The sequence below is a fragment of the Paraburkholderia rhizosphaerae genome, from assembly GCF_004366595.1.
Taxonomy (GTDB): domain Bacteria; phylum Pseudomonadota; class Gammaproteobacteria; order Burkholderiales; family Burkholderiaceae; genus Paraburkholderia; species Paraburkholderia rhizosphaerae.
The window spans coordinates 1-26,364 of record NZ_SORE01000035.1; the positions used below are offsets into that span (position 1 = coordinate 1).

Below are 26,364 nucleotides of genomic sequence, written 5' to 3' on the forward strand. Positions count from 1 at the left end.
TGCCTGAGACGCCACCGTGCGTTTCTTCTTCATTGGCATATCCATGATTTTTATCGCTCATGATATGCCTCGCCCACGAAATCACGGATAGGTCCGGTCATCCCGTTCTTTGCCTATCCGCCTGAAGTACGCAAAATCATCTACACGACCAACGCGATCGAAAGCATGCACATGCAGTTGCGCAAGATCGTCAAGAACCGTGGTCACTTCCCGAGCGATGAAGCGGCCAGCAAGCTGCTTTATCTGGCCTTGCGCAACATTGAAAAGGACTGGAAGATGCCGCCTATTACCTGGCGGCAGGCAGTCAATCAGTTCGCCATTCTGTTCGGCGAGCGGTTCACGAACGCCATGAGCTGAGATTTTTTAAACCGACCTCGACACACAAAATTCCTGATACCTCCGCATCCTTGTTCTTCATCTTCGGTTTGCAACCGCCGTCGCCGGCATCCGCGATAGCGCCTCGCGGCGCACACGTCGCGCCTGTGCGGGGCAGCACCTACTTTTCTTTGCAGCGGCAAAGAAAAGTAGGCAAAAGAAAGCCGCTCGGGTCCTAAGCGGGTACCCCGCACAGCCGCGTCATGGGTGCGCGGACCATCCGACTCGTCGCACCTCCCGCGCGAGTGACAAAGGACTCATCCATCCCGCTCCGCGCTGTGCGCGCGTCTCGGTCCGGCATATCACCTTCTGCTTGCGCTTGCGGCCGTTCAGGCGTCTGTCTTACGTCATCCTGCTGAATCTTGCCCCCGCGCGGTTTTAACCAGTTCGGTTGAACTCTCAGAAAACACGCTCCTATACTCACCGAGCCGTCGAAACAGCGACGGCCGGGTTTAGCAGCCTGACTTCGACGCATCCCACGTACGCCGGCCTCGGCAGGCTGTGCGTTCGTCTCGGCGTCTGCTCTTCATGGGCGGGCCGTGACAGGGGAGCCGTAAGGCTCGCCGGGTTTTGGGAGCGTACTCGGTCTGCTAACCCTGTCATCGTGCCCGCTCACCCTCCCCAAACGGGCGCTTCGGGCCTTGCTCCAATGGAGGTGCACCATGTCCCAACCCATCACGCTCGAAGCGCTTCAATCTCTGATGCACGATCAGCTTGCAAGACGTCTGGATCCTGCTCAACCGTGTGAGCGCGACGGCGATGCAAAACGCCGAGCGATTCAGCGACGAAGCCGCGAAAATTGCCGCGCTCGCGCGTGCTATCCGGCGCTCAGGCGTGTCGCTGATCGATCGAGTCGCGATGCTCGAAACCGTCGAACAACTCGCGACGCACGCTGAATCAGAAGCCGCACTCGATAGACAATGCATCGAATATTTCTGCGCATGCCCACCCCACGAGTGGGACAACCCGGAAGCGCAATTCGCCGATGCACTGAGCGCCCCCACGATGCACTAATCAATCGCGCTCATTGCCCGATATGCAGAAGGGCGCATCGCAGTCGAAAACGCGATGCGCCCTTGGCAGCGTGCCCACGGACGTATTACGTCACGCTACCGTTAGGCCATGCAATAACGCTTACGTCACGCCGCCGTCACACACCGTTCATCACCGTGTATGCATTCACGCCATACGGCTGTGGCGTTGCGACACCGCTATTCATCAGCCGGGCGGGTTGCGCTTCGCGATTCGAGTAGTCGACCGGCGTCGGCTGAATGCCGACCTCGCTCTTTTCAACGAGGCGCCCGTCCGGCAGCGTCACGTAGCGATCGTCGGACGGCGACTGTTGCTGCGCGAAGTCTTTCCACTGCGCGTATTCGCTCTTCGACACCAATCGACCATCCGGCAGCGCGACGTACCCATCGGGAAGACCGGCGCTCGGGTTCCAGTCCGGATTCGGCTGAGGCTGCGGTTGCACATCAGGCTGCGGTTGCGGGCCGCTCGGCGTCGGTGCATCGGCCGTCACGATCGTCGCACCTTCCGGCCCGTAGATCGTGCCGCCGGTATTGTCGATCGAACCGGCAAATCCGCCCACCGACTTGCCCGCAGTGATCGAACCGTCACGATTCGACAGCGGGCCACGCGTATTGATTGCAACGTTGTTCGACGCACTGATCACGCCGTTGTCGTTATCAAGCGTACCGGTCGTCAGCGCGACCAGATCGCCGGACGAGATCCGTCCGCCGCTGTTTTCCAGCGCACCGGAGACAGTGGCCATCACCCGGCCGTGGTCCGCGTTAATCGCGCCGCCCGCACGGTTGTCGAGCGACGCCGCGTTGATTTCTAGCGTCTGGCCTGCGTTGATCGTGCCGCCAACATTGCGAACCGCATTCCACGCGGTCACCCTGCCATTCCCGACCGCGGAAATCTCGCCGCCACTCGTATCAAGATCGGCCACGTTGATATCAACATTGCCGCCGGACACGATGCGGCCGCGCGTATTAACGATCGCAGGCGCATAAGCGGTCAACGAGCCGCGGTCCGTTTGTAGCGTGCCGTCCGTGTTGTCCAGTTGACCGGTCACGCTCAGCCCGCCTCCCGCGACGATCGAGCCGCCGGCGTTCTTCACATCGCCATACGCGTTGACCGTGGCGCTCGAATCTGCCGCGATCGCACCTTTGGTGTTATCGACATGCTGCGCGTCGATCGCGACCAGGTTTGCTTTCACGAGACCCGCTGCATTGGACAGCCCGTCGGCGAGTTGCACGTTCAGCATGCCGTTGCCCGCATCGATCTTGCCGCCTGCATTGTCGAGCGAGTCACCCGCGACCATCAGACTACCGTTCGCGACGATCGTACCGTTCGCGTTCGTCAAGACACGATTCGCACGGATTGTCGAATCGGCGCCTGCGGACAGCACGCCATTCGTGTTATCGAAGTTGTCGACAGCCACGTTCATCGCGCCATTCGAGCTCAGCGTGCCATTGCGGTTCGACACATCCCCACCGCTCACGTTGAGCAGGCCACCGCTTTTCACCGTACCGCCATCGAGTGCGATGTGATTGCCGCCCATCGTGCCGCCTTCACTGCCTGACACGGTTCCGCGATTGGTCAGCGCCTGCACGCCGACGGCGCTGAAATTCGTCGAATCGATCTTGCCGCTATTCGTCAGCGTGTTATCCGCAAACAGGCTAACGCCTTGTGCATCAAGCGCGCCCTGATTCGCGATATTCGCGCCGCGCACGGACAGATCGCCGCCGGCCTGCATCGTCGCCGGCGCGCCGATCGTCACATCGCCGTTCGCCGAGACATTGATATTGCCGGTCAACGACGTGATCCTGCCGTTATCACGCACGCCAACACCCGCTTCGGTACCGATCAGTCGCACCGCGCCATTGCCATACATGCTGCCAAGCGCCTGCACGTCGATCGCGACGGCCGGCTTCTCGTCCGTGCTCTGTAGCGCACGCGTGACACTGCTGGTTGCATAGTCGACACGGTTCGCACCGGCGATCGCATCGATCGACCGACCTTGCACCTGGCCGTTGATCGTCATCGCTCGTGCAATCAGATCAACCGCGCTATTCGATGCGGACAAGCCTGCGCCGTTCACCGAAATGCGGCCCTGCGTAACGTCGAAGCCCGCAAGCGAACCGTCCGCGTTGAAGTTCGGCGTGCCGGTCGCGAGTGTCACGCGCGGCGCGTTCAGAAAGCCGCAGCCGGAACACGAAATGCCGGCCGGGTTCGCCAGCACGAAGTTCGCACCCTGACCCGCGATTTCAGTCTTGCCAAGCAGTTGCGACGGCGCGCCCGACGTCACCTGAAACAGCACGAGATTCGCGCCTTGCTTGCCGAGCATCGCGTTGCCTTGCACCGCGCCACCGATCTGCGTTTGCGCGCCTTGTACGCTGTTGTTGACGATCACGCCCGCCGTGCCGACGTTGAACTGATCGAACCGGTTGTTCGATACGCCCCGCGCATTCGGCGCGACGATATTGACGACCGGCACACCCGCCGCGGACGTGCCGACAGTAGGACCGGCACCGGCCATCGGCGCGATCGGCAACGCGGCCTGCGCGCTCGCGACAAGCGGCTGCATGCCGAATGCGCATAACGCGGCAAACGCGCTTGCGCGCGCGGCGAACCACAGCGGCGTTTGCTCCGTCCGCGCGTGATCGTGATGATTAGCTTGCTGACTCATGGTTTTTCATCCTTGTAGTAATGCGTCACGGTTGATTGCCGGAAGGGAAGGCCGGACTAGATCAGCGCGCTGACCTGGACCAGCATCGTGGGCGAGCGGTTTGGAAAGCCCGCCGGCTTGTAGAGCGGCCAGCCGAGCGATACGTCATAGTTGACGCTCGTGCCGAACACGTTCTTCGGCGCGAGCGTGCCTTTCACGCCCGCCACCATCCCGACCAGCGTGTTACCCGCCAGGTACGGTGCGGTCGGTCCGCGCACACGTCCGGCGTCGACGCCCGTATAGAGCGCCTGCACGCCGACGGACGTCGGCACGTACCAGTCGAGTTCGTTCGATAAGGCCCAGCCGCTTTCAGCCGCGAGTGTCGACTGCTGGTCGAAACCGCGCACCGCGTAGCGTGTGCCGATCATGAAATAGTCCGGCGCCCACAACGGCGTGCGAGCGTTCTGCATCGACCAGCCAAACTGATACGAGAACGCCTGATTGCCGATGCGAAACGGCGCAAGCACCGAAAGGCTGGCGGTCTCCACCTCAGTGTGACCATCGAATGGCGAGTCGCTGACCGCGTAGCCGGTGTCGCGTGAAATGCCGGGCAGCGATGCCCGCCAGCCGACCGAGCCGTCTACCTGCACGTTGCCGAAGTAGTGGCGGTGCGCAATGCCGAGTTCATAGCCGTAGATGTCGCGACCTTGCACCTCGATCGGAATATCGTCGAAGTTGTTCTGGTTGATCGCGCGAAAAAGCCGCGCGCGCAGTTCGGTGCGCGAATGCGCGTCACGCTGGACGACACCCGACAGTTTGATACCCGCGTTCGTCTGGACCCCGGAGTATTCGATCGGGCCATACCAGGTCGCGCTGGTTTGCAGATAATGCGAGCGGCTCGCGTCGACACCGAGCATCGCGTAGCCGAGCGGCAGGCTATACGAAAGCGCCGCGAAGTGGGTCCCTTGATCGCGTGCGCCCGCATTCGCGTTCACCATCCCGGACAACTGCAACTGATCGTACAGATGCAACGGCGAATCGAACGTGAACGTACCTGACAGTCTGTTTTTGCCAGTCGTATCGAGTCCTGCGTTGTCGTAGCCGATTGCCGCGTGCCATCGTCTTCCGGTGCCGGGATGCAGCACGATGTCGGACTCGCCGGGTTGCGCGCCGGGCACGATATCGAAGCTCGCGTCGGCTTGCGACGGCAGGCGACGCACGTTTTCGAGCGCCTGGTCGATGTCGCGCTGGTTGAGCAGTGCGCCGTCGTGAGTCGGCAGTGCCGCGGGCAGCCAACCGGCTGCTGCGCCGTCGGTGCGCGCTTCACCGGTACGTCCGGCGACCACTTGCAGCGTGAGTGTGCCGTCGGTGAGCGACTGCGGCGGAATCTGCACCCGCGCAGTGATATAACCGCGCGTGATCAGCGCGTTGACAGCGGCATCCTGGATGACCTTCAGGCCGTTCGGGCCGACGCATTGATCGGCTATCGGCTCAAGCAACGACGCGAGCCAGTCGAACGGATTGCCGTCGAGCACAATCTTGCGAATTTCGAAGCAACGCGCTTCGGCTGGCAGGTGCGCAAGGTCCGGCGCCGCGGGCGCGAGATCGCCAGGCCGCAGCGCGTTGCCGAGCGTCGCGGAACTCGTGGCCGCATCGATTTGCTGTTGCTGCATGCGCTGCACGTCTGAACCGGGCAGCGGCACAACAACAGGCTCGCTCTGAGCGAACGATGCAGTGCCGGTGAACGACAGATATGCCGCCGTCGCAAATGTGGTCTTGCTAAAGTACCGCACGTCACAAGGTCGGAAAATGGCGAAACGGCGCACCTTACGTACGCTTTACGGGCAACGCAATCACGTGACGGGAAATGTGACGACAAATGCCGCTTCTGTTTGTGCAAACGGCGGTTCTGTAAAGATCTGGTCTGGGGTATCGCAGGTGACACGGTTGATAAGGACTGCGCGCTGCATCGATCTTCGTCATAGGGCGACGGTTTCATGCAGCGCGCGCGAGTAGCGAAATCGCATCGGGGGGCGCATGGAAGTATCGGGCTGGGATCAACTGGTCCGGCTATGGGAGTTGATCGTGCTGGTGTGCAAGTTCCTCTGGGGAGTGCTGCGCCTGCTGGGTGGCGGGTGAATGCAGCGCGTCATGCATTGTTCGACGAACTCGGGTAACGTGGGATTCCCGCAATGAACCGACCCGAACGATGCCGACCTTCGCCAATTCCACGCAGCGCTTTTCCGACCGTGTGGGCGACTATGTGAAGTTTCGCCCGACCTATCCGCGCGAGGTCGTCGCGTTCCTGCACGATACGTGCGGCGTCGAACTGGGCGCACGCGTTGCGGACATCGGCGCCGGCACCGGCATCTCGGCGAAACTCTTTCTCGATGCCGGTCATCCGGTCGTGGCAGTCGAGCCGAACGATGCGATGCGTGCATCAGCCGATGCGTGGCTCGCGTCTTTTGATCGGTTTTCAAGCGTCGCGGGCACCGCGGAGGCGACTACGCTAGACGGCGCCAGTGTCGACCTCGTGATTGCCGCGCAAGCCTTTCACTGGTTCGACCCCGTCACCGCGCGCCGCGAATTCGCACGCATCCTGAAGCCGCGCGGACTCGTCGCGCTGATGTGGAATAGCCGATTGCTCGAAGGCTCGCCGTTTCTGTCCGGCTATGAAACGCTGCTCCGACACTACAGTACCGACTATCAGGCGGTCGCCGAACGTTACGGCGACGACGCATCGATGGCCGCGTGGTTCGGCGATGGGTTCGCGCATAAAGGCGCGTTCCCGAACGCCCAGTTGCTGGATTTCGATGGTCTCAAAGGAAGGCTGATGTCGTCGTCGTATGCGCCGAAGGCCGGGCACCCGAACCATGAGCCGATGCTGGCCGCGCTGCGCGAACTTTTCGATCGCACCGCGTGCGACGGCATGGTCGAGTTCACGTATCAGACACGCGTGTACGTCGGCCATGCGACTGCGTAAGACTGCGTAACGCCAGTCCGTCTCGCCAATTGGTTCGCGGATGAAAAAAGCCCCATCGAATATCGATGGGGCGCAATAGCTTCCCGTGCATCAGCAGCACGGACGATAACCGCTGCGCCGCTCAGGTGTCGTTCCAGCCACCTGAATCGTCACTACCCATATCGACATCGCCGCCGCCGCCACTGCCGTCGTCCCAGTCGTTCGACCCCTGACCGAAATCGACCGACGAGTTGTCGCCACCACCGCGGCGCCGCTCATCGTCGTCGACGATGACGTCGCGTTCGATCACGCGGTCACGTCCCGAATTCAGCGCTTCGCCGAGCAATACGCCCGTCAGCAGACCGCCCATGCCGCCACCGAATCCGCCGCCTTGCTGAATGACAACCGGAGGCTGCTGCTGCGGCGGATACGGGTAGGGCGCTTGCTGCCCTGGCGGCACCTGCCGGCCAAAATTCGCATCGGCCTCACGTGCAAACGTTGACTCGTTTGAATAGTTCGGTGCTGCGGCGGCATTCGGGTCAGGGCGGCCTTCCGCGCGTGCCTTCAAACTCGCGACCTGCCGTTCGAGTTCGTCGAGCTGATACGGCGGTACCGGATTCTTGCGATCCGACAAGCCTTCGACCAGTTCGCGCAACTGCGCTTCCGCACCTTCGACTTCCTTTTCAAGCTGCTCGTGGCCCGGTGCGGTCGACAGCTTCACGTCGAGCTTCAACGAGCGCACGTTATTCAGCAGTTCGGTCGCGCGCTTCAGCTGCACGCGACGTTCTTCATCCGCGTTCGTGTCGCTTTGCGAACGCGCACGCCGCAAAGTCCAGCGCAGCACCAGCGCAATCGCGCCGATGACGATCACAATACCGATCCACATGCCCATAGAAGGTCCATGATGTTGTGGCGCTTCCGACGCAAACGCCGATTGCTGATCCCCGCCGGTCGACTGCTGTACGAATGGATTGTGCGTGGTGTTGCTTTGTGTCGCGCCCGCGCGTGCCGCATCGCTACGAATGCGCGCCTCGGTTTGCGCGAAGCGGTCCGGATCGGTGAAGCGCACTTGAGGGTCGAGCGTTTTGGCCTGCTGTATCTGATTCAGTGCTTCGTTATAGCGGCCTTGCTGATCGAGCACCTGTCCGTACAGATAATGTGCACGCGCGTTGTCCGGATGCGCTTGCAAGACCTGCTGCAATTCGCTGCCGGCTTTCTGCCAGTTCTGCTGTTGAATCGCCGTTTCGACCTGCGTCGCGCTCGGCACCGCGGCGGCGATTGCACTGCCCGATACGAGTGCCAGCGAAACAAACGCGGCGGCGAGAATAGTGGTGAAAGATTTCTTCATGATGCAAGCCGGGCGTCTTGACACCCGTCTCCATGTCGATCGGGTTGCCGCGCCGCGCGGCGGCAAATCGCCGCGCGGTGCATGTGGCCTGCCGTGACCATCTTGACCATCGTAACTGCGGTAACTGCGGCAACTACTCGGCAGGCGTGTTCAACTGCTTTTTCAATGCAGCGAGACGATCGTCGACCGACGGGCCGCGGTTGAGTTCGGCGAGTTTGTCGTCCAGCGCCTTGCCGCTCTTCACGTCGGCCGAGTTCAGCCGCGCATCGGAGCGCGCGTTCGACAACGCGACTTTGTCTTCGAGCTTCTGGAAGTCTTCGGACAGGTTCTTGCCGCCGATACCGCCCAGCGCGGTAGCCGCCGTGTCCTTCGCCTGCGCGATCTGCTGCTTCGCTTGCAGGATGTTCGAACGGGCGGACAGATCGTTGCGACGTTGACGCATATCGTCGATCTGCTGCTTCAGTTGTTCGACCGACGGCTCGAGCGTGGTTAGCTCCCGCGCCAATGCGTCGCGTTCGGTCTCGGCGTTCGCCTGCGCGGCCAGCGCTTCACGCGCGAGGCCTTCGTCTCCGCCTTGCAACGCGCGCTTCGCGCCGTCTTCGTATTTCTTCGCCTTGTCCGCAGCGACGTCGCGCTTGCTCTGTTGCGTGGCGACTTGCGCCTGGATCTCGATCAGCGAGTTCTCCGCCTTTGCGATGCTCTCGTCGAGTTCGCGCACGATCTGGCGCGCATCACGCGACGGGTCCTGCACTGAATCGGCTGCGTCGTTCAGCAGACCTTTGAGTGTCCGCGAGATGCTGTCAAAAAGCGACATGAAAGTTCTCCGTTGATTGAAACCGGCGCTGAATTTCCGGCGCGCTGACCCGTGTACCTGCTAGTTTACGCCGCTGCGCTGCGTACTGCGCATCTGGCGCGACCGAACATCGGGGCGCACCGCTGCATTGCAAGAGCGCTGTGCCAATCGGTTACATCGACAAGCGGTTACGACGCTCGACGCGATGCGCAAACGTGCTCGATAGCTCGCGGATATTACACCACCGGGTCTCTTAAAAAGGGCTTAAACATTAACGCGGCGAACGCGCGCAAACCGTGTAGCGACAACGTTTTCGCGTGCTGCACGAGTCGCTCATCGAAGCGTCGCGCAGCGGCTGCGTCGCGATGAATATAGAAGGGGATCCGGTGCGTAGACGACGCAGCAAATCATGGTTCGCGCGAACCACGCTGCATGTTCGATAGCATGTGCTGCGCCAAATTGTTCGCGCATCGGCGAGCGATGCTTTCGGACCGCTGACGCGCGTGCGCACGGGCCGCGTCCTGCTCCTCCGGTGCGCGACACGTTCGTCAGCTGCGGTTCACGCAAACCGGCCCGTGCCTTCGGTAGGGTCGATGAAAGGACTATCGTCGCGTGCTGCTGCGTCGGCCATGCTTTTTGCCTTTGCCTTCAGCGCCGCCGCTTTCGCGGTCGCCACGCGGGCCGCGGCATCGGCCGCCGCTTGCGCGTCGGCTGCCTGCGCGTGTTCAGGTAGCGCGTCCGCGGTGACTGCATTGGATAAGGCCTGCAGCGCCGCGACGGGCGCTTGCGTCACGCTGGTTGCGTCGCGCGCCGAACTGTCGCGACCTGGCTCGACGGTGGCCTCGTGCGCGCATTGGACCGATGCATCGGCTGACGCAAGCGCCGCCGGCAACGCTTCGCGATGACGCTTCGTCGCACGCGCGACGCGCAATAACGCTTCATTTAACGCATCCGGTTCGCGCGGCGCGCGCAGCCGGTCGACGATGCTCGCCGCTTTGACCTGTTCGCTGGTCGCACCGAAATTGAGCACGGCGCGCCGCATCAGTTCGCTGATGCTGATCCCGAGTTCTTCGGCCGTTGCGGTAATCGCGCGCTTCTGAGCGGGCGACACAAAGACGACGATGCGTTCGCTAGGCTTGTTCATGAGGCGGCTCGTGTAATTGTTGGAACAGCGGGTTGTCCCGAGCGGGTATGCGCCGGCATGGCGCATGCGGTCCATCATAAAACGACTGGTCCGGATGCGAAACCGGGCGCAGGGTGAATCTACCGTGACATCAATGATTTGTATGTTTTAGACGGGCATTGTCCACAGGTCTTTCAACAAGTTCTGTTGATAACCGCACGGCCGCGTGTGATTGCCGCTTCGACGCGCATTTTTGGGGCGGCACTTCGGGTTTTCAGCCTGTTTTTCCGTTCTTTTTGCTCGTCGGTACCTGATCGTGAGGGAATTCTTACAAAAAAATCCGCTAGTATGCGGGTGGACTTCTTTAGAATGCGCTATTACGTTGCGCCAGACGCCGTTCGGGCGGTTCGGGCGCGCATGGTGTACCGCTGTATGCCGCCGCTGTATGCGGCCATTGCATGCCTCGATCGCGTGCGTTCATGCATGTGTTGAGGTCGGCCGGGGGCCTTGCAGGCGAGCGGTGCACCCAGACACGATTCATTCGCGTACGAAAGCACGCGTATAGACGGCGGGAAGCGACGCGCCGACATTACCATTCATGCCTATCATCAAACGACCGCCTTCTTCGAACTCTTCGGACCATCCGGATGACCGGGGCCGCGATCCGGACAGGTCCGATAACCCGTATCACCGCTATGACGAAGCACCGCCCGCGCGCCGCGCGTCGCTTGCGACGCGTCTCGTGTTGTGGTTCTTCGGGCTGATCGCCGCGCTTGGCGTGGTCGGCGTGCTGATCATCGGCTATGCGCTGATCGTGATGGGTCCGCAGTTGCCGTCGCTCGAAGTGCTGACCGATTACCGCCCGAAGGTGCCGCTGCGCGTCTATACCGCGGACCACGTGCTGATCGGCGAATTCGGCGAGGAGCGCCGCAGCCTCGTGCACTTTCAGGACATCCCCGATCAAATGAAAAAAGCGGTGCTCGCGATCGAAGACTATCGCTTTTACGAGCACGGCGGTGTCGATTTCATCGGTATCCTGCGCGCCGGTTTTGCCGATCTCGCGCATGGCGGTGCGTCGCAGGGTGCGAGCACGATCACGATGCAGGTTGCGCGCAATTTCTTCCTGTCGAGCGAGAAAACGTATACGCGCAAGGTCTACGAAATGCTGCTTGCGTACAAGATCGAGCGTGCACTGTCGAAAGACCAGATTCTCGAGTTGTACATGAATCAGATCTACCTCGGCGAGCGCGCGTATGGTTTCGCGGCCGCCGCGCGCGTGTATTTCGGCAAGGATCTGAAAGACCTGACACTCGCTGAATGCGCGATGCTCGCGGGCTTGCCGAAGGCGCCGTCCGCGTATAACCCGGTGGTCAACCCGAAACGCGCGAAGATCCGTCAGGAATACATCCTGAAGCGCATGCTCGATCTGCGCTACATCACGCAGGATCAATACAACCAGGCGCTGACGGAAGACATTCACGCGAAGCTGACCGGCAACGAATACAGCGTGCACGCGGAATACATCGCCGAAATGGTCCGGCAGATGATGTACGCGCAATACAAGGACGAAGCCTATACGCGCGGGCTGAACGTCGTGACGACCATCGATTCGGCCGATCAGGACGCCGCGTACAACGCGGTGCGCAAGGGCGTGATGGACTACGAGCGGCGGCACGGCTACCGCGGTCCGGAAGGTTTTATCGAACTGCCGGCCGGCGGCGACGAGCGCGAGGAAGCGATCGAGGACGCGCTGGCGGAGCATCCGGATAACGGCGAAATCGTGTCGGCGGTGGTCACCGCGGCAAGCCCGAAGGAAGTGTCCGTGCAGATGCAGGATGGCACGGTCGCGACCGTGAAGGGCGATGGCCTGCGTTTCGTGGCGGCGGCGTTGTCGGCGCGCGCCTCGCAAGCGCAGCGCATTCGTGCGGGCTCGATCGTGCGCGTCGTCGCGGATGCGAACGGCAACTGGCAGATCACGCAGTTGCCGCAAGTGGAAGGCGCGCTGGTATCGCTGACGCCGCAGGACGGCGCGATTCGCGCGTTGATCGGCGGCTTCGATTTCAACAAGAACAAGTTCAACCACGTGACGCAGGCATGGCGGCAGCCGGGCTCGAGCTTCAAGCCGTTCATCTATTCGGCGGCGCTGGACAAGGGCCTTGGACCGGCGACGATCATCAACGACGCGCCGCTGTACTTCCCGCCGTCCACGCCGGGCGGCGACCCGTGGGAGCCGCACGACGACGATCAGCCGGACGGTCCGATGTCGATGCGCGTCGGCCTCGAGAAGTCGAAGAACCTGGTGTCGATCCGTATCCTGTCGTATATCGGCACGAAGTACGCGCAGGATTATGTGACGCAGCGCTTCGGTTTCGACGCGGACAAGACGCCGCCGTATCTGCCGATGGCGCTGGGCGCGGGGCTGGTTACGCCGCTGCAATCGGCAAGTGCGTATTCGGTGTTCGCGAATGGCGGTTACCGCGTCAATCCGTATCTGATCTCGGAAGTGACCGACGCGCGCGGTGTCGTGCTGTCGCGCGCACAGCCGCTGGTCGCGGGCCGCGATGCGCCGCGCACGATCGATCCGCGTAACGCGTACATCATGAACAGCCTGCTGCATTCGGTTGCGACGGCCGGTACCGGCGCGGCGTCGAACGCGCTGCATCGCTCGGACCTGCAGGGCAAGACGGGTACGACGAACGACGCAAAGGACGGCTGGTTCGCCGGCTACCAGCAATCGCTGGTAGCGGTCGCGTGGATGGGGTATGACCAGCCGAAGAGCCTCGGCAGCCGCGAATTCGGCGCGCAACTCGCACTGCCGATCTGGATGGACTACATGGGTCGCGCGCTACGTGGCGTGCCGCAGGCGGAACCGCCGATGCCCGCGGGCGTCGCGTCCGTCGACGGCGAACTGTTCTACGCGGACAGGGAACCTGGCAGCGGCTTTGTCGCGAGCATCGGCATGGACAGCGCGAACCCGCTCGCGGCCGCAAGCGATGTGCAGGGTGGCGTCGGCCCGGCATCGATGACGCCGCAGCAGCAGGTTCAACCGCAGCCTACCGTTTCGTCGTCCGAGAAAAAGCAGATTATGGATCTGTTCGAATCGAACAAGCCATAATGCGCGCTTGATAACAGCTGAAAAAAAGAACGCGTTCGCGGCATCATGCCCGAACGCGTTTTTTATTGGTGTTCGCGGTGCGCCGCATCGGCTGGTTCTGCACAACTGATGTCGATACTGCCGCATCACATCAGGCGGAGTTTCACTGGTGTAATGGTCATCAGCATGGTCGCGGGAGCTTGCCCAGCGACATGCGCAATCCGATCGACGTACACCAGGGAGGGCGAATGGGCATACACATCGGCGAGGCCGGCGGCGGTTATCACGACACACCTGTCTATCACGGCGAACAGGGTCCATCGAATTCGAATCACGGTCAGACAGGTTCGTCGGACCGGCTCGGCACCGCGCAAACCAGCATACTTTCGAATGTACATTCAGCCGGCGGCGCGACGCGAAACGGACTCAATCGCACGCGCAATTCGACGCGAGGCGCACCGACGAGCGGTGCCGCATTACCCGAGCGATACATCGCGAAACCCGACGGCGAATTGCGATCCGATCCGGGCAACATGGGTATCTTCATTGACAGAAAAGGACAGCAATATCTGCAAAACGACGGGAAGTGGTACGGTGTGTCGCGAGACAACGCAAACGGGACATGGCGTCTCGCGCAGCAGGGCGATCCCGCCAAGCCTGGCATTCCTGTCGATCTGGGCGCGAATGGAAGCTGGACCATTCACGACGATGTGGGCCTGAAAGGCGGCATGTTGAGTGGAGATCCGGCGAAAGCACAGGGCATTGCGGAAGCGCAACGCAAGGTTGACGATCTGACGCGGGAGCACCAGGCATTGACCGGTGAACAGGATCGCCTGACGCGGGAAATCAACGACGCACATGCGGCCGCGTTAGGGTATCGAACGAAAGCCGACGATGCGCGTCGAGGTCTCGCCGACGCCACACGACGCGCGGATCAGGCGCGGCGTGAAATGGAAACCACGCAGCGTGTGCTGGACAATCCGTCTCAGGCATCCGACGACGCCAAGCGCGCTGCTCAGGTGGCACGTGATCAGTTGCGCACCGCTGAGTCCGATGCGCAGCGCGAGCAGTACAAACTCGACGAAGCCGAGCGGAATGTGGCCGAAACGCATGGCCGGATCGATACCAGGCGTGGCGAGTTGTCGGCGGTGCTGCGCAGGCTGGACGCGGTGGTCGCGGATCAGTTCAGAGCCGACGCCCGGTTGTCCCGCCTGCAGCGTGAATGATGTCGTCGTTCACGCATCTTCGTGATCAGCACAGGGGCGTTTGGGTTGACAGCTTGCTCATCGTCCGCTGACCCGCGGGATTGCCGGAGCCGGCGGCGGATTGCCCATCGCCTGGAAAAGCGCCGCCGTATCCGCAAGCCGTGCTCCGGTGTAGCGGATCTCGTCGAGCCGCGCATTGCGATACTGCTGTTCGCTCGCGCGCGCGGCGGTCACCGGCACGGCGCCGAGCCTGTAGCGTGCCGACGTTTCTTCGAACCCGCGCTGTGCGGCAAGCGCCGCCGCATTGGCCGCATCGAGCGACTGCGCATCGTGTTCAAGTGCCGCGAGCGTATCGGCGACGTTCTGAAACGCGCTCAGCACAGTCTGTTTGTACTGTGACGCGGTGGCATCGTACGTATCGAGCGCTGCGCGTCGCTGCGCGACCAGCGCACCGCCATGGAAGATCGGCTGTGACAGCGACGCGCCAATGCTCCACAGCGCACCCGCGCCGGACACCGCGGCCGGCCAGCTAAAGCCGCCTTGCCCCATCGACGCATTGAGCGTCAGACTCGGGAACATCTGCGCGGTGGCGACGCCGACGTCGGCCGCGGCGGCCTGCAATGCGGCTTCGGCCGCGAGAATATCGGGCCGGGCGCGCAACAGCTCGGACGGCACGACCACCGGCACTTCGTCCGGTAGATGCAATTGCGTGAGATCGAGCGTTGGCGGCGCCGCGTCCGGCGTGCGGCCTAGCAGCACCGCGAGCGCATGGCGCGTCGCAAGCGCCTGCTGACGCAGCACGGGCAGCCCGGCGGCGAGACTCGCCGCCGATTGTTGCGCACTCAACATGTCGCTGTGCGAGACCGCGCCGAGCGCATAGCGCCGTTGCGTATCGCCTGCCTGTTCGTTCGCGAGCGCGACGAGCCGCTCGGTGGTCGCGACCTGCGCGTCGAGCATCGCCGCATTGATCGCCGCCGACACAATATTGGCCGCGAGCGCACGGCGCGCCGCATCGAATTGATATGCCTGCAGATCGACACGTTTCGCGAGCGACGCATTCGCGTAGCGCACCGCGCCGAACAGATCGAACGTGTACTGTGCCTGCACCTGTCCGACGAACACGTTGTACAGAAACGTATTCGGGCCGATCTCCGGAATCGCCAGCGCGCGTTGCCGCGACACCTGTCCACCGGCATCGATCGTCGGCAACAGCGAACTGCCCATTTGTGCGCGCAATTGCTCGCGCGCGGCCGCAAGGTGTTTGTCCGCGGCGTCGAGCGTCGGACTGTTGCGCAGCCCTTCGTCGACCAGCGCGTCGAGCGCGTCCGACTGATAGAGCCGCCACCATTGCGGCACCGGTTGCGCACCAGCCACAAACCGCTGTGTGACACCCTGTGCGGCTACCGTGTGCTCGGGCTGCGCCTGCGCACCGTAATGTGAGGGTTCAGGCATTGCGGGCGGCGTACCGGTCGGTCCGAACGAGCACGCGGCAAGCAGCAGCATCGCGGCGCCGCCGCCCAGCGAAAGCGCGTTGCGCGTGATAGCGAGCGGGCGAACTTTCATCGTCAATTCCCCGTATGAGCGGAAGCATCGGTGCGCGGATCGCGCTCGTCGCCATGCACGCGGAACCAGATCGAGTACAGCGCGGGCACATAGAACAGCGTGAGCACCGTTGCGCTCGTGATGCCGCCCATCAGCGCGGTCGCCATCGGCCCGAAGAAGTTCGAGCGCAGCAGCGGAATCAGCGCGAGCACCGCGGCGGCCGCGGTCAGCGTGATCGGCCGGAAGCGCCGCACGGTTGCGCCGACGATTGCATCGAAACGCTTATGCCCGGCCGCGATGTCCTGCTCGATCTGATCGACGAGAATCACCGAGTTGCGCATGATGATGCCGAACATCGCGATCACGCCGAGCATCGCGACAAAGCCGAACGGCTTGCCGAACATCAGCAGCGCGACCACCACGCCGATCAGTCCGAGCGGCGCGGTCAGCACGACCAGCAGCACGCGCGCGAAACTCTGCAGCTGGATCATCAGCAGCGTGAGCACGGCGACGATCATCACCGGCATTTGTGCGTTGATCGACGTTTGCCCCTTCGCGCTTTCTTCCACCGATCCGCCGATCTCGATCCGATAGCCGACCGGCAACGATGCGCGCACATTCGCAAGCCGCCGGTCGACGCTTTTCGTAACATCGATGCCTTGTGCGTTCGCGCGCACGTCCGATTGCACGGTAATCGTCGGTTGCCGGTCGCGTTCCCAGATCACACCGTATTCGAGGTCGTTGCGCATCTGCCCGAGCGTGCCGAGCGGCACCGGCCCGTTCGGCGTCGGCATCGCGAGCGACATCAGGCGCGCGGGATCGACGCGTTCGTCGCGCGGCGCGCGCAGGTCGACGCCGATCAGTTTGTCGCGTTCGCGGTACTGCGTGACCGTATAGCCGGACAAGGTCATCGCGAGAAAGCTCGAGATGTCCGCCGACGAGACGCCGAGTTCGCGCGCACGTTTCTGGCTGACCTCGAAACGCATCGAACGCTCGGCGGGTTCGTCCCAGTCGAAATGCACATTCGATGCGCGCGAGTCCGCGCGCATCGTCGCCGCGACGCGCTCGGCGATCGAACGCACCGTCGCGATATCGCCGCCGCTCACGCGGAACTGCACCGGATAGCCGACCGGCGGTCCGTTCTCGAGCCGGGATAGCCGGGTGCGGATCGCGGGGAAACGATCGCGCAGCATCGGCTCGAGCCAGCCCGCAAGCTGCTCGCGTGCCTTCACGCTTTTTGCGGTGATCACGAACTGCGCGAAGTCAGGTTGCTGCAGTTGCTGATCAAGCGGCAGATAAAAGCGCGGTGCGCCGGTGCCGACGAAGTTGATCAGGTGATCGATTTCCGGCCGGCCTTCGAGGGCTTTTTCGAGCTGCTGTGCCACGCGCAGCGTCGCGGCGAACGAAGCTCCTTCGGACAGCCGAACGTCGACCAGCAATTCGGGGCGGTCGGAACTCGGGAAGAATTGCTGCGGAACAAGCGTAAAACCCGCGAGCGATACGGCGAACAGCACGACGGTAATCGCTAGCACGATAAAGCGCCGCTCGATGCACCAGCCGACCCAGCCGCGCAGACGCCGGTAGAAACGCGTGTCGTAAATATCATGCTCGTGATCGTCGGGCTCGTGCGCGGCGCGCTTTCTTTCGGGCAGCAGGTGATAGCCGAGTAGCGGAATCAGCACGACCGCCGCGAACCATGACGCAATCAGCGCGATCGCCGACACCTCGAAGATCGATCGCGTGTATTCGCCGGTGCTCGACTTCGCGAGTGCGATCGGCAAAAAGCCCGATACCGTGACGAGCGTGCCGGTGAGCATCGGAAATGCGGTGCTGGTGTACGCGAATGCCGCGGCGCGCGTGCGGTTCCAGCCTTGCTCGAGCTTGACCGCCATCATCTCCACCGCAATGATCGCGTCGTCGACCAGCAGCCCGAGCGCGAGCACCAGCGTGCCGAGCGATACCTTGTGCAGGCCGATGCCGAACAGATACATGCAAAGCGCGGTGACCGCGAGCACGACGGGAATCGAAATGACCACCACCATGCCGGTGCGTAGGCCGAGTGACACGAGGCTCACGACCAGCACGATCGCCACCGCTTCGGCGACGGCTTCGAGAAAGTCGTCGACGGAACGGGATACCGCGCGCGGCATGCTCGACACTTCGACCAGCTTCAGGCCCGCGGGCAGATGTGCGCGCAGGTCGGCGGTCTTCGCATCGAGCGCGTTACCCAGGCGAATGACATCGCCATCCGGCTGCATCGTGATGCCGATGCCGAGCACGGCCTGGCCGCGAAAGCGCATCTGCGTGACGGGCGGGTCGTCGTAGCCGCGCTTGATCGTCGCGATATCGCCGAGTCGAAACGACCGGTTGTTCACGCGGATCAGCGTGTCGGCGAGCGCGGCGACATCGGTGAACTGGCCGCTCGGGCGCACGAATACACGGTCGTGATAGGTGGTCAGCGTGCCCGACGCCGATACGCTGTTTTGCGAATCGATCGCCTGCGCAATCTGCTGCGGCGAAATGTTCAGGCGCGTGAGCTGCGTATTCGAAATTTCGACGTAGATATGCTGATCCGGGTCGCCGAAGTAGTCGACCTTCGCGACACCCGGCACGCGCAGCAGCACCGTGCGCAGTTCGTCCGCGTAGTCATGCAGTTGCGCGGCCGAAAAACCGTCGCCTTCAAGCGTATAGATGTTCGTGTAGACATCGCCGAACTCGTCGTTGAAGTAAGGGCCTTGCACGCCGCGCGGCAGCGTGCCGGCGATATCGCCGACTTTCTTGCGCACCTGGTACCACGTGTCGGGCACGCTGGACGCCGGAGCCGAGTCCTTCATGTTGAAGAAGATCAGCGATTCGCCGGGCCGCGAGTAACTGCGCAGAAAATCGATCGACGGGGTTTCCTGCAGCTTGCGGCCGATGCGGTCGGTGACCTGCTCCTGGACCTGACGGGCGGTCGCGCCCGGCCAGAACGTGCGGACCACCATCACGCGGAACGTGAATGGCGGGTCTTCCGATTGCGCGAGACGCGAGTACGCGAGGATGCCGAAAAGCGTCGCGAGCGTGATGATGAAAACAACCAGCGCCTGATGGCGCAACGCCCACGCGGACAGGTTGAAGCGGCCTTCGCCTGCGTCGTGCGAGCCGCTCATGAAGCGAAGTCCTCGGGGTGCAGCGGCGCGACCGGACGCACCCGCTCGCCGGCCGTTACCGTATGCACGCCTTGCAGCACGACGCGCTCGCCGTCTTTCAATCCGCCGGACACCTCGATCGTGCGTTCGTCGTAGCGCGCGACTTGCACGCGGCGCAATTCGAGTACGTCGTTGCCGCTTTTTACTACCCATACAGCCGGCGCGTTGCCGTCGTGGAAGAGGGCGGTGACCGGTAATGTGAATGAAACGGCTTCGCCGGTCTGACCGGCGGCGCCGTCACGGATGAACGACACGTTGGCGGTCATGCCGAGCCGCACCTCGGTCCCGGCTTGCTCGAGCGTCAGCTTTGCGCGCCATGTGCGGCTTTGCGCATCGGCGGCCGGCGACAGCTCGCGCACGCGCGCGGTGAACGTGCGGCCAGGTAGCGCGCCGAGCGTCACGCGCGCGACGTGGCCGACGCGCAGTGCGGCCAGATTGCTTTCCGGCACATCACAGACGACATCGACATCGCCGCTCCACGCGAGGCTATAGACCGCTTGCCCGGCGGACACGTTTTGCCCGGTGTCCGCCTGCTCGGCGGTGATCACGCCCGCATGATTCGCGACGAGCGTCGCGTATTGCAGTTGATTGTTCGCGAGCGCCGCCTGTTGCGCGGCCTGTTCGCGCTGTGCGGCAGCGGACGCGTACGCGTCTTCGGTTTGCTCGAGTTGCGCCTGCGCGATCAGGTTCTCGCGCGCTTGCGCGCGGTCGCGATCCAGCTGCTGCTTCGCGTAGACGAGCCGATGCTGCGCGGCATCGAGTTGCGCGGCGGCGCTGGTCGCGTTCTTCTGCACATCGGCGGGGTCCAGCTGCGCGACGATCTGACCGTTGTGCACGGTATCGCCGAGGCGTACGCGGCGCTCGATGATCTTGCCACCGATCCGGAACGACAGCGGGGTCGTATAGCGCGCCTGTACCTCGCCGGGCAGCGTCGCGGCGAACGCCTGCCCGTCGGCGCGCACCGCGCGTGCGACGACCGGTCTCGGCGATGGCGCGGAGGCTTCCTGCTGGTGACAGCCGCTCAACACGATGACGCCTGCGAACCCGAGCGCGCACGCCACACGATGCGCGGCCGCGGCCGGGGTCCCGACAAATTGACGAACGGGAAAGCCGCCGAAGAGTCCGTTGAGGAACCGGGCAACGTCACCCGGGACCCCGCGATGACCGAAGCGGAAACAGCACGGCTCGCGCGCCTCGGGCGGCCTGCGACAACCGGAACGATTCATGATGACCCCACGCTGGAAAGGGCGAAGCTCGGCTCGCAGCGGCCCGTCAACCGCGCCCGCAAGGACGTGTTACCAGGGCACACCACCATTGCCTGGGATGTTGGGGCGAATTCTAATACAGAGGTGTATCTGAGTGCAAAGCTGAATCGAAAACTTCGATGCTAGACTGCCGCCCATGAAACGCAAACGGTTGACACGTGAACAGAGCAGGGACCAGACGCGCCAGCGTCTGCTGGACGCTGCGCAGGTCATTTTCATGAAGAAAGGCTTCGTCGGCGCGAGCGTCGAGGACATCGCCGAGGCGGCGGGCTACACGCGCGGCGCGTTCTATTCGAACTTTCGCAGCAAGCCGGAGTTGTTCCTTGAACTGCTGCGGCGCGATCACGAGGCGATGCAGGCCGACCTGCAGAGCATCTTTCGCGAAGGCGCCACGCGCGATGAAATGGAAGCGAGCGTGCTGCAGTATTACAGCCGCCTGCCGTTTCGCAACGAATGCTTTCTGTTATGGGCCGAAGCGAAATTGCTTGCCGCGCGCGATGCGCGCTTTCGTGTGCGCTTTAACGCATTCATGCATGAAAAGCGCGAAGAGTTGACGGCCTACATCAGCGAATTTTCAGCGCGCGTCGGCACGCCGTTGGCGCTGCCGGCGGCGACGCTTGCGATGGGCTTCATGGGGCTCGTCGATGGCGTGCAGTTCCTGTACACGACCGATCCGCAGCACGTGACCGCGGAGGTCGCGGAGTCGGTGCTCGCGGGATTCTTTGCGAGAGTGGTGTTCGGTCGCGAACCGGGAAAAGAGGCGTAGGCGCCGCCCCGACCCGCGGGCGCCCGCGTCGCGCGCGGCGCCGTTTTCCGTCACTACATTGCGCCAACCCTTCTTGATCTAATGAAGCCTCGATCGCACACAGGAGGGACCGCAAATGCCCGGTACGCACATTGGTGGATCATTCAGCGGCAGGTTTCATCCGACGGACATGGTGCCTCGGGAACCGCATTCGTCAGGTTCCGAGGTTGCCAACGCCGGATCGTCACGCATGGCCGATGTGGCACGATCTGACACGTCGCGTGAGGATCCAGGCGGTTTCAATCAGGTGCGACGCGCAGGCCAGGCCCATGCCGGTTCGACGGCTGCTCCCGTCCTGCGGTTGCGTGGCGGCGGGAACCTTCATCCATCGGGCGACAAGCGGGGCGACCGCGAGCGTCTGTTGCCCGACGAGCCCGGTTCCAGCAATCAACGCATGTATCACGGAACGCGCAGCGGAACAGAAGCGCAACGCGCGGCAAACGACGCGAAACGCTATGACCTGCAGAGCCGGCTAGACCACGCAAAGCGCGAAATGGACGGCGCCCGGCAGAAATATGACGGCGCGCTCGCCGATCTCGGCAGAATCTCCGAGGCTGTCAAACGGCTTGACGATGAGAGCCGGCAAAGCGGCCTGGATACGGCTCGGCGAGACGAACTCGGTAACCTGCAGCGGACGGCTCGCGACGACTTCTGGCGGCAGACCCGCGAAATAGAAGCATGCCGTGACGCGCTGCGAAAATCCGACGACAAGTGTCGTGATCTTGAGCGCAAGCTCGACAAGCTCCGATGGACCTGAGCCGGTCACCGACCGCCAGCGCTACAGTCCGAGCCCCGGCCCGAAATTACTGCCGATCAGTTTCGTGACCGCCGCGATGTCCGCGTAATCCTGCTCGGGCAAGCCGTCGAGCATCGCCAGCACCTCGTTGCTTGCGCCCGCGTCGCGCGCGGCATCGACGAGTGCATCTTTATTGGCGGGGTACGTCGCCGCCCGCAATACATCGGTGATCTGCAGGTCGATCGATTCGCCAGGTATGCTGCGTGACGCCGGTCGGGTCATGAGTCTGATCCTCGCACTGAAGGGTTCGGGCGGGTAACGCGGTGCAGCGGCAGCGAACGGTCGCAGTGCATTATCGGCCGTTCAACTGCGCCGGAAACGAAAAAACGCGAAAAACGCGGTTACGTCTGCGGATGCTCGTTGCGCGCCGCGAAGCCGCGTTCGAGATGCCGCGATTTGGGCAGCGTGATGTGCTGCCAGCGGTCCGGCCGGATATCGGACTGCGCGGCGACATCAGGCGCCGGTGGCGCGACCGGCGCCGCGTTTGCGCGTTGTGCGGCGATGTCGGAAAGGCCGTCGCGTGCGGTGTGAACCGGCGCGGCAAAGCATGAGGCCGACAACGTTACCATGGTCAACAGTGTCGAGGTTCTCATCACCCGACCTCCTTTCCTAAGCCAGCGCTGGAACTCTCGCAAGCGCTATGCCATTTGCGAGCCGCAAAACGGGCGCTCGCCTGGCGCGACTGTGCGTCGTCAGCACCACGCCGATATTCCCATCTTAGACGGTAATTTTTTCAAGCGCCTTGATCACCCGCGGACCCGCGCCGGCGTTCGCAAGCCGCCCGGAATGGAAGAAAAAAGCAGATGCGGGCGCCGCGTCGGCGCCCACGCCAACGTCACGCCAGCGCCTCGCCAATGCAATGCGGCGGCGCTGAGCGATGCACCCGGCTAGCGTTACGGATGGAGGACGGCTGGTTGCTGTGCCGCAGCAACGCGCCTAGCGCAGTACTGCGAAGCGGGTCCACGGCCACGACGGCCGGTCGCGCATATACCCGTTCAGCCAGTTCCACTGCGGATGCCGCTTCATAAACGCTTGCGCATCGAATGCGCGGCCGCACGGATGGCCCCAGCGCGCGTAAAACGCCATGTCGCGCGCCATTTCACTATCGACGACCTTGCCGTCGTTCGCGCCCCACGGATTGAACGGCCCATGGTCGGTGCCGCCAAAGCGCGCGTCATCGAGTTCGAGATGACCGCAGATCGTGCGCGAGCACGGATTGTCGTCGCGATCGAGATACACGTCGTGGTGGTCGGCGATCATCTGTTTTGCAAGCTCGATATCGATCTTGCCGTGATGCATTTCCTCGAGCTGCATGAAGCGCAGCCGCCGCGCGCCGTTCTTGCGCACGTCGGTATAGTCCTCGCCTTCGCCCGCGCATTCCTGATTACGGATTTTCAGATCCGACGCGGTGTTGTAGCCGCTATAGAAGCCGTTCCTTGTGCTTTCGAACCCGGCATAGCGCAGTCCGAGCTCGTAGCGCGCAATCTCTCCGGTCTTGGTATCGCCGAGCAGCCAGCTATTCGCATAGCCGCCATTGTTCGCGACCGCGAACATATCGCACCACTCGCGGATGTTGCTTGCGTACTGCGCCGCGTGCCGCGACCGGTAGAACTCCGGCGCGCCGGCCGGGTTGTAGCCGGCGAAGCTGGAGATCGTCGTTTCGGTGATCATCAGGCCGGCGGACGTGAGCCAGAAGTCGGTGAGACTCGAGATGCAGCCGGGCAAGCCTTGCATCAGAATGCGGTGCCCGGCGTCCGGCACGATGTCGAACACGACGTTGAACGCGTCGCCGGCCGCATAACGGTCCCACGAGTTATGCGCCATCACGATGCGGCCGTCGTGCGTCGCGTTGCCGGTCGCGATGAACGCGCTGCAATGATGGCCGCGGCGTCCGCGCCATGGCTTGAGCCCCAGCCGCGGATGCTGCGCCGCGGCGAAACTCGGCCACCAGCTTTGCAGCAGGTCCATATAGCCGTTCCACGCCAGCACTTCGGCGAACGGCAGCTTCGCGCCATCGGCGATGCCCTGGATTTCGTCGGCGAATTCGGTATCGAGGCGCGGCGCGAACTGCGCGACCGCGGCGTTGATGAAGGTGTCGAAGTCTTCGCCGGTATCCCACTTCGCGAGGTAGCGGGCGGTCTGGATGGCATTGCGGATTTCGGCGGCCAGCAACTGTCCGTGCTGCTCACCGCGGTCGTACGGTTCGCCTTCGATATGCACGAAAATCCAGCCCGCGTGATCGCGGCGCACGGCATCGATGGACGGTTCGTTCATCTTCGCTCCCGGTCGAAGGGCACCGCGCCTTTCCCAACGAAAGCGCCGCGCGTCCGGCGCAGCGACGGTCGCTTTCTGGTCAATCCATTTTAGAGAAATTGCTGCGCTTTGCACGCCGCAGGTTGTGACCGTTGGTATCAGCGGGTGGGGTTCATGCGGAAGTACGCGTCGAGCAGCGACGACTTGTAGACGACGCCGGTCAGTTTCGGTCTGGCGAGGCTTTCGATGACCGGCAGCCGCTCGCCCTGATGGGCAAGAAAGTGCTGCAGTGCGACGCCCAGCGTCATATCGGGTGTCAGCACGTCGAAGTGCGGCTGCAGGTAGTCCGCCGCGGTGCGGGTCGACGTGTCGCGCCGGTCGATCAGATCCGACGTGATGTCCTTCAACGCGACCACGCCGAGAAAGCAGCCGGTTTCATCGGTCACGTACAGGTACTTGACCGGATACTCGAGGAACACGCGCGTCATATCCTGAACCGTCGCGTTCGGCGGCACGACCGTCTGCGGCGGGCGGATCAGCTCGCGCATCTGCGTCGAGCGCGCGCGCATGCGTTCCTGTTCCTCGCGGTTGCGATGCAGCGTAATGTCGTACATCGACGTCTTGCCGATCGCGCGCGCGACAAAATACGCGACCACGCACGACAGCATCAGCGGCAGCACGACCTGATAGCTGAGCGTCATTTCGAAGATCAGCATGATCGCCATCAACGGCGCCTGGGTCGCGCCCGCGAGGAACGCCCCCATGCCGACCATCGCATACGCATAGGCGCCGGAAATGCCGTTCGGCCACAGCGTATGCATGCCGAGGCCGTACAGGCAGCCGAGCACCGCGCCGACGAATAGCGTCGGCGTAAACACGCCGCCGATCGCGCCGGAGCCGACGGTCGCCGCGGTCGCGATGATCTTGAACACGAGCACCATCACCAGCGCGGTCCAGGTCCACGGCGAGTGCAGGATCGAGTTGACGACGCTATAGCCGTTGCCCCACACCTCAGGCGTCCACACCGAAATGACGCCAACCACGAGACCGCCGAGCGCGAGCCGGAACGGCAACGGCACCTTGATGCGCCGGAAGGTGTTCTTCGACAGCTCGATAAGGCGCAGGAATTGCGGCGCGACAGCGCCGCACAGCAAGCCGAGCCCGACGAACAGCAGCACTTCGACGCCGGCGATTGCCGGGAAGGCCGGCATTTCGTACGGCGCCTTGTAGCCGGCGAACTCGCGCATCGTGATGTTCGCGACCACCGACGCGACGACGACCGGGCCGAAGGTTTCCATTGCAATCGAGCCGAGCACGATTTCGGTGACGAAGAACGCACCGGCGATCGGCGCGCTGTACGCGGACGTAATGCCCGCCGCCGCGCCGCACGCAACCAGCAGACGCAGCCGCGGCGGATCGAAGTTGATCACGCGGCCGATCAGCGACCCGCACAACGCGGCCAGCTGCACCATCGGCCCTTCGCGGCCGATCGAGCCGCCGCTCGAAATCGAGAACAGCGACGACACGGTGCGCCAAAGGCTCGCCTGCACCGGCACGATGCCATCGCCGATCACGACCGCTTCCATGTAATCGGTGCTGGCCTTCTTGTCCTGACCGCGGCGCGCAAGCACCAGCATCACGCCGGCGATCAGGCCGCCCGCGGCCGGCAGCCAGATGCGCGTGGTCCACGGCAGACCGCGCGCCATTTCGACGAAGCTGCCTTCGGTGCCGGCAAAGGTACGCTGCAGCAACGCGATGCCTTCGCGAAACGCGGCCGTCGCGAGTGCGCCCGCGATACCGACGATCACCGACCAGACGAGCATCGTATGCGCGTCGGACAGCCGGAAGAGTCGTGCGGCGCGAGTGCGCAGCCTCAGCAGGAACGAGAGCACGGCGTACGTGGTGGGTTCGTGGGTATCGCGCGCAAGGATAGCATCGT

Annotated in this window: 18 protein-coding genes and 1 pseudogene; 7 read left to right on the forward strand and 12 right to left on the reverse strand. The window is 63.2% G+C overall.

Translation table 11 applies throughout. From position 1 onward, the window contains the following. Positions 1–96: 96 nt before the first annotated feature. Positions 97–357, forward strand: a pseudogene (locus BX592_RS30260) (transposase); the annotation flags it as partial. Between the two features lie 732 nt (positions 358–1,089). Next, complete coding sequence (locus BX592_RS30265) at positions 1,090–1,389, forward strand: hypothetical protein (RefSeq protein ID WP_134196975.1); 300 nt, start codon at positions 1,090–1,092, stop codon at positions 1,387–1,389. 136 nt (positions 1,390–1,525) lie between these two features. Here the strand turns inward: BX592_RS30265 and BX592_RS30270 are convergent, their stop codons facing one another. Continuing rightward, on the reverse strand, positions 1,526–4,072 hold the full coding sequence (locus BX592_RS30270; protein ID WP_134196976.1) for a two-partner secretion domain-containing protein: 2,547 nt from the start codon (positions 4,070–4,072) through the stop codon (positions 1,526–1,528). Between the two features lie 56 nt (positions 4,073–4,128). Then, positions 4,129–5,724, reverse strand: coding sequence for a ShlB/FhaC/HecB family hemolysin secretion/activation protein (locus BX592_RS30275; protein WP_134196977.1), 1,596 nt, complete (start codon positions 5,722–5,724; stop codon positions 4,129–4,131). Positions 5,725–6,260: 536 nt separating this feature from the next. Here BX592_RS30275 and BX592_RS30280 point away from each other — a divergent pair. Next, positions 6,261–7,034, forward strand: coding sequence for a class I SAM-dependent methyltransferase (locus tag BX592_RS30280; RefSeq protein ID WP_134196978.1), 774 nt, complete (start codon positions 6,261–6,263; stop codon positions 7,032–7,034). Positions 7,035–7,155: 121 nt separating this feature from the next. Here BX592_RS30280 and BX592_RS30285 read toward each other — a convergent pair whose 3' ends face one another. The 3 genes from BX592_RS30285 to BX592_RS30295 all read right to left on the reverse strand — a co-directional run bounded on the left by BX592_RS30285 (position 7,156) and on the right by BX592_RS30295 (position 10,298). Then, positions 7,156–8,361 carry a tetratricopeptide repeat protein gene (locus tag BX592_RS30285; protein ID WP_134196979.1) on the reverse strand — a complete coding sequence of 402 codons (1,206 nt, stop codon included), beginning with the start codon at positions 8,359–8,361 and terminating at the stop codon, positions 7,156–7,158. Positions 8,362–8,494: 133 nt separating this feature from the next. Beyond that, positions 8,495–9,175: a PspA/IM30 family protein gene (locus BX592_RS30290; protein ID WP_134196980.1), complete on the reverse strand. Its 681-nt coding sequence runs from the start codon at positions 9,173–9,175 to the stop codon at positions 8,495–8,497. 538 nt (positions 9,176–9,713) lie between these two features. Beyond that, the gene (locus tag BX592_RS30295; RefSeq protein ID WP_134196981.1) at positions 9,714–10,298 is read right to left on the reverse strand and encodes a plasmid mobilization protein; all 585 of its coding nucleotides are present in this window, start codon (positions 10,296–10,298) and stop codon (positions 9,714–9,716) included. 577 nt (positions 10,299–10,875) lie between these two features. Between BX592_RS30295 and BX592_RS30300 the strand changes: the two genes are divergently transcribed. Further along, positions 10,876–13,392 (forward strand): penicillin-binding protein 1A, encoded by a 2,517-nt coding sequence (locus BX592_RS30300; protein ID WP_134196982.1) that lies wholly within the window; start codon positions 10,876–10,878, stop codon positions 13,390–13,392. 227 nt (positions 13,393–13,619) lie between these two features. Further along, the gene (locus tag BX592_RS30305; RefSeq protein ID WP_134196983.1) at positions 13,620–14,597 is read left to right on the forward strand and encodes a hypothetical protein; all 978 of its coding nucleotides are present in this window, start codon (positions 13,620–13,622) and stop codon (positions 14,595–14,597) included. A gap of 57 nt (positions 14,598–14,654) precedes the next feature. Here the strand turns inward: BX592_RS30305 and BX592_RS30310 are convergent, their stop codons facing one another. The 3 genes from BX592_RS30310 to BX592_RS30320 form a co-directional block, all read right to left on the reverse strand. Further along, positions 14,655–16,079, reverse strand: coding sequence for an efflux transporter outer membrane subunit (locus tag BX592_RS30310; protein WP_243849807.1), 1,425 nt, complete (start codon positions 16,077–16,079; stop codon positions 14,655–14,657). A gap of 62 nt (positions 16,080–16,141) precedes the next feature. Continuing rightward, positions 16,142–19,267 carry an efflux RND transporter permease subunit gene (locus tag BX592_RS30315; protein ID WP_134196985.1) on the reverse strand — a complete coding sequence of 1,042 codons (3,126 nt, stop codon included), beginning with the start codon at positions 19,265–19,267 and terminating at the stop codon, positions 16,142–16,144. Next, on the reverse strand, positions 19,264–20,331 hold the full coding sequence (locus BX592_RS30320; protein WP_377681511.1) for an efflux RND transporter periplasmic adaptor subunit: 1,068 nt from the start codon (positions 20,329–20,331) through the stop codon (positions 19,264–19,266). Before BX592_RS30320 ends, BX592_RS30315 begins: the two co-directional genes overlap by 4 nt. Before the next feature lie 376 nt (positions 20,332–20,707). Here BX592_RS30320 and BX592_RS30325 point away from each other — a divergent pair, with 376 nt between their 5' ends. Continuing rightward, on the forward strand, positions 20,708–21,337 hold the full coding sequence (locus tag BX592_RS30325) for a TetR/AcrR family transcriptional regulator (protein ID WP_134196987.1): 630 nt from the start codon (positions 20,708–20,710) through the stop codon (positions 21,335–21,337). 229 nt (positions 21,338–21,566) lie between these two features. Next, a complete protein-coding gene (locus tag BX592_RS30330; RefSeq protein WP_134196988.1) occupies positions 21,567–22,133 on the forward strand; it encodes a hypothetical protein in 567 nt (188 codons plus the stop codon). 21 nt (positions 22,134–22,154) lie between these two features. Here the strand turns inward: BX592_RS30330 and BX592_RS30335 are convergent, their stop codons facing one another. The 4 genes from BX592_RS30335 to BX592_RS30350 form a co-directional block, all read right to left on the reverse strand. Beyond that, positions 22,155–22,394: a DUF2795 domain-containing protein gene (locus BX592_RS30335; RefSeq protein ID WP_134196989.1), complete on the reverse strand. Its 240-nt coding sequence runs from the start codon at positions 22,392–22,394 to the stop codon at positions 22,155–22,157. 119 nt (positions 22,395–22,513) lie between these two features. Next, positions 22,514–22,765, reverse strand: coding sequence for a hypothetical protein (locus tag BX592_RS30340; RefSeq protein WP_134196990.1), 252 nt, complete (start codon positions 22,763–22,765; stop codon positions 22,514–22,516). A 343-nt stretch (positions 22,766–23,108) separates the two neighbouring features. Further along, complete coding sequence (locus BX592_RS30345) at positions 23,109–24,446, reverse strand: C45 family autoproteolytic acyltransferase/hydrolase (RefSeq protein WP_134196991.1); 1,338 nt, start codon at positions 24,444–24,446, stop codon at positions 23,109–23,111. 137 nt (positions 24,447–24,583) lie between these two features. After that, complete coding sequence (locus BX592_RS30350) at positions 24,584–26,317, reverse strand: ClcB-like voltage-gated chloride channel protein (protein ID WP_134197018.1); 1,734 nt, start codon at positions 26,315–26,317, stop codon at positions 24,584–24,586. Between the last annotated feature and the right edge of the window lie 47 nt (positions 26,318–26,364).

Coding starts and splice junctions, on each gene's coding strand:
- BX592_RS30330 (WP_134196988.1), top strand. CDS start 21,567: ATGGCCGATGTGGCACGATCTGACACGTCGCGTGAGGATCCAGGCGGT.
- BX592_RS30285 (WP_134196979.1), bottom strand. CDS start 8,361: ATGAAGAAATCTTTCACCACTATTCTCGCCGCCGCGTTTGTTTCGCTG.
- BX592_RS30340 (WP_134196990.1), bottom strand. CDS start 22,765: ATGAGAACCTCGACACTGTTGACCATGGTAACGTTGTCGGCCTCATGC.
- BX592_RS30345 (WP_134196991.1), bottom strand. CDS start 24,446: ATGAACGAACCGTCCATCGATGCCGTGCGCCGCGATCACGCGGGCTGG.
- BX592_RS30275 (WP_134196977.1), bottom strand. CDS start 5,724: ATGCAGCAACAGCAAATCGATGCGGCCACGAGTTCCGCGACGCTCGGC.
- BX592_RS30270 (WP_134196976.1), bottom strand. CDS start 4,072: ATGAGTCAGCAAGCTAATCATCACGATCACGCGCGGACGGAGCAAACG.
- BX592_RS30290 (WP_134196980.1), bottom strand. CDS start 9,175: ATGTCGCTTTTTGACAGCATCTCGCGGACACTCAAAGGTCTGCTGAAC.
- BX592_RS30300 (WP_134196982.1), top strand. CDS start 10,876: ATGCCTATCATCAAACGACCGCCTTCTTCGAACTCTTCGGACCATCCG.
- BX592_RS30310 (WP_243849807.1), bottom strand. CDS start 16,079: ATGCTGCTGCTTGCCGCGTGCTCGTTCGGACCGACCGGTACGCCGCCC.
- BX592_RS30325 (WP_134196987.1), top strand. CDS start 20,708: ATGAAACGCAAACGGTTGACACGTGAACAGAGCAGGGACCAGACGCGC.
- BX592_RS30335 (WP_134196989.1), bottom strand. CDS start 22,394: ATGACCCGACCGGCGTCACGCAGCATACCTGGCGAATCGATCGACCTG.
- BX592_RS30295 (WP_134196981.1), bottom strand. CDS start 10,298: ATGAACAAGCCTAGCGAACGCATCGTCGTCTTTGTGTCGCCCGCTCAG.
- BX592_RS30305 (WP_134196983.1), top strand. CDS start 13,620: ATGGGCATACACATCGGCGAGGCCGGCGGCGGTTATCACGACACACCT.
- BX592_RS30315 (WP_134196985.1), bottom strand. CDS start 19,267: ATGAGCGGCTCGCACGACGCAGGCGAAGGCCGCTTCAACCTGTCCGCG.
- BX592_RS30280 (WP_134196978.1), top strand. CDS start 6,261: ATGCCGACCTTCGCCAATTCCACGCAGCGCTTTTCCGACCGTGTGGGC.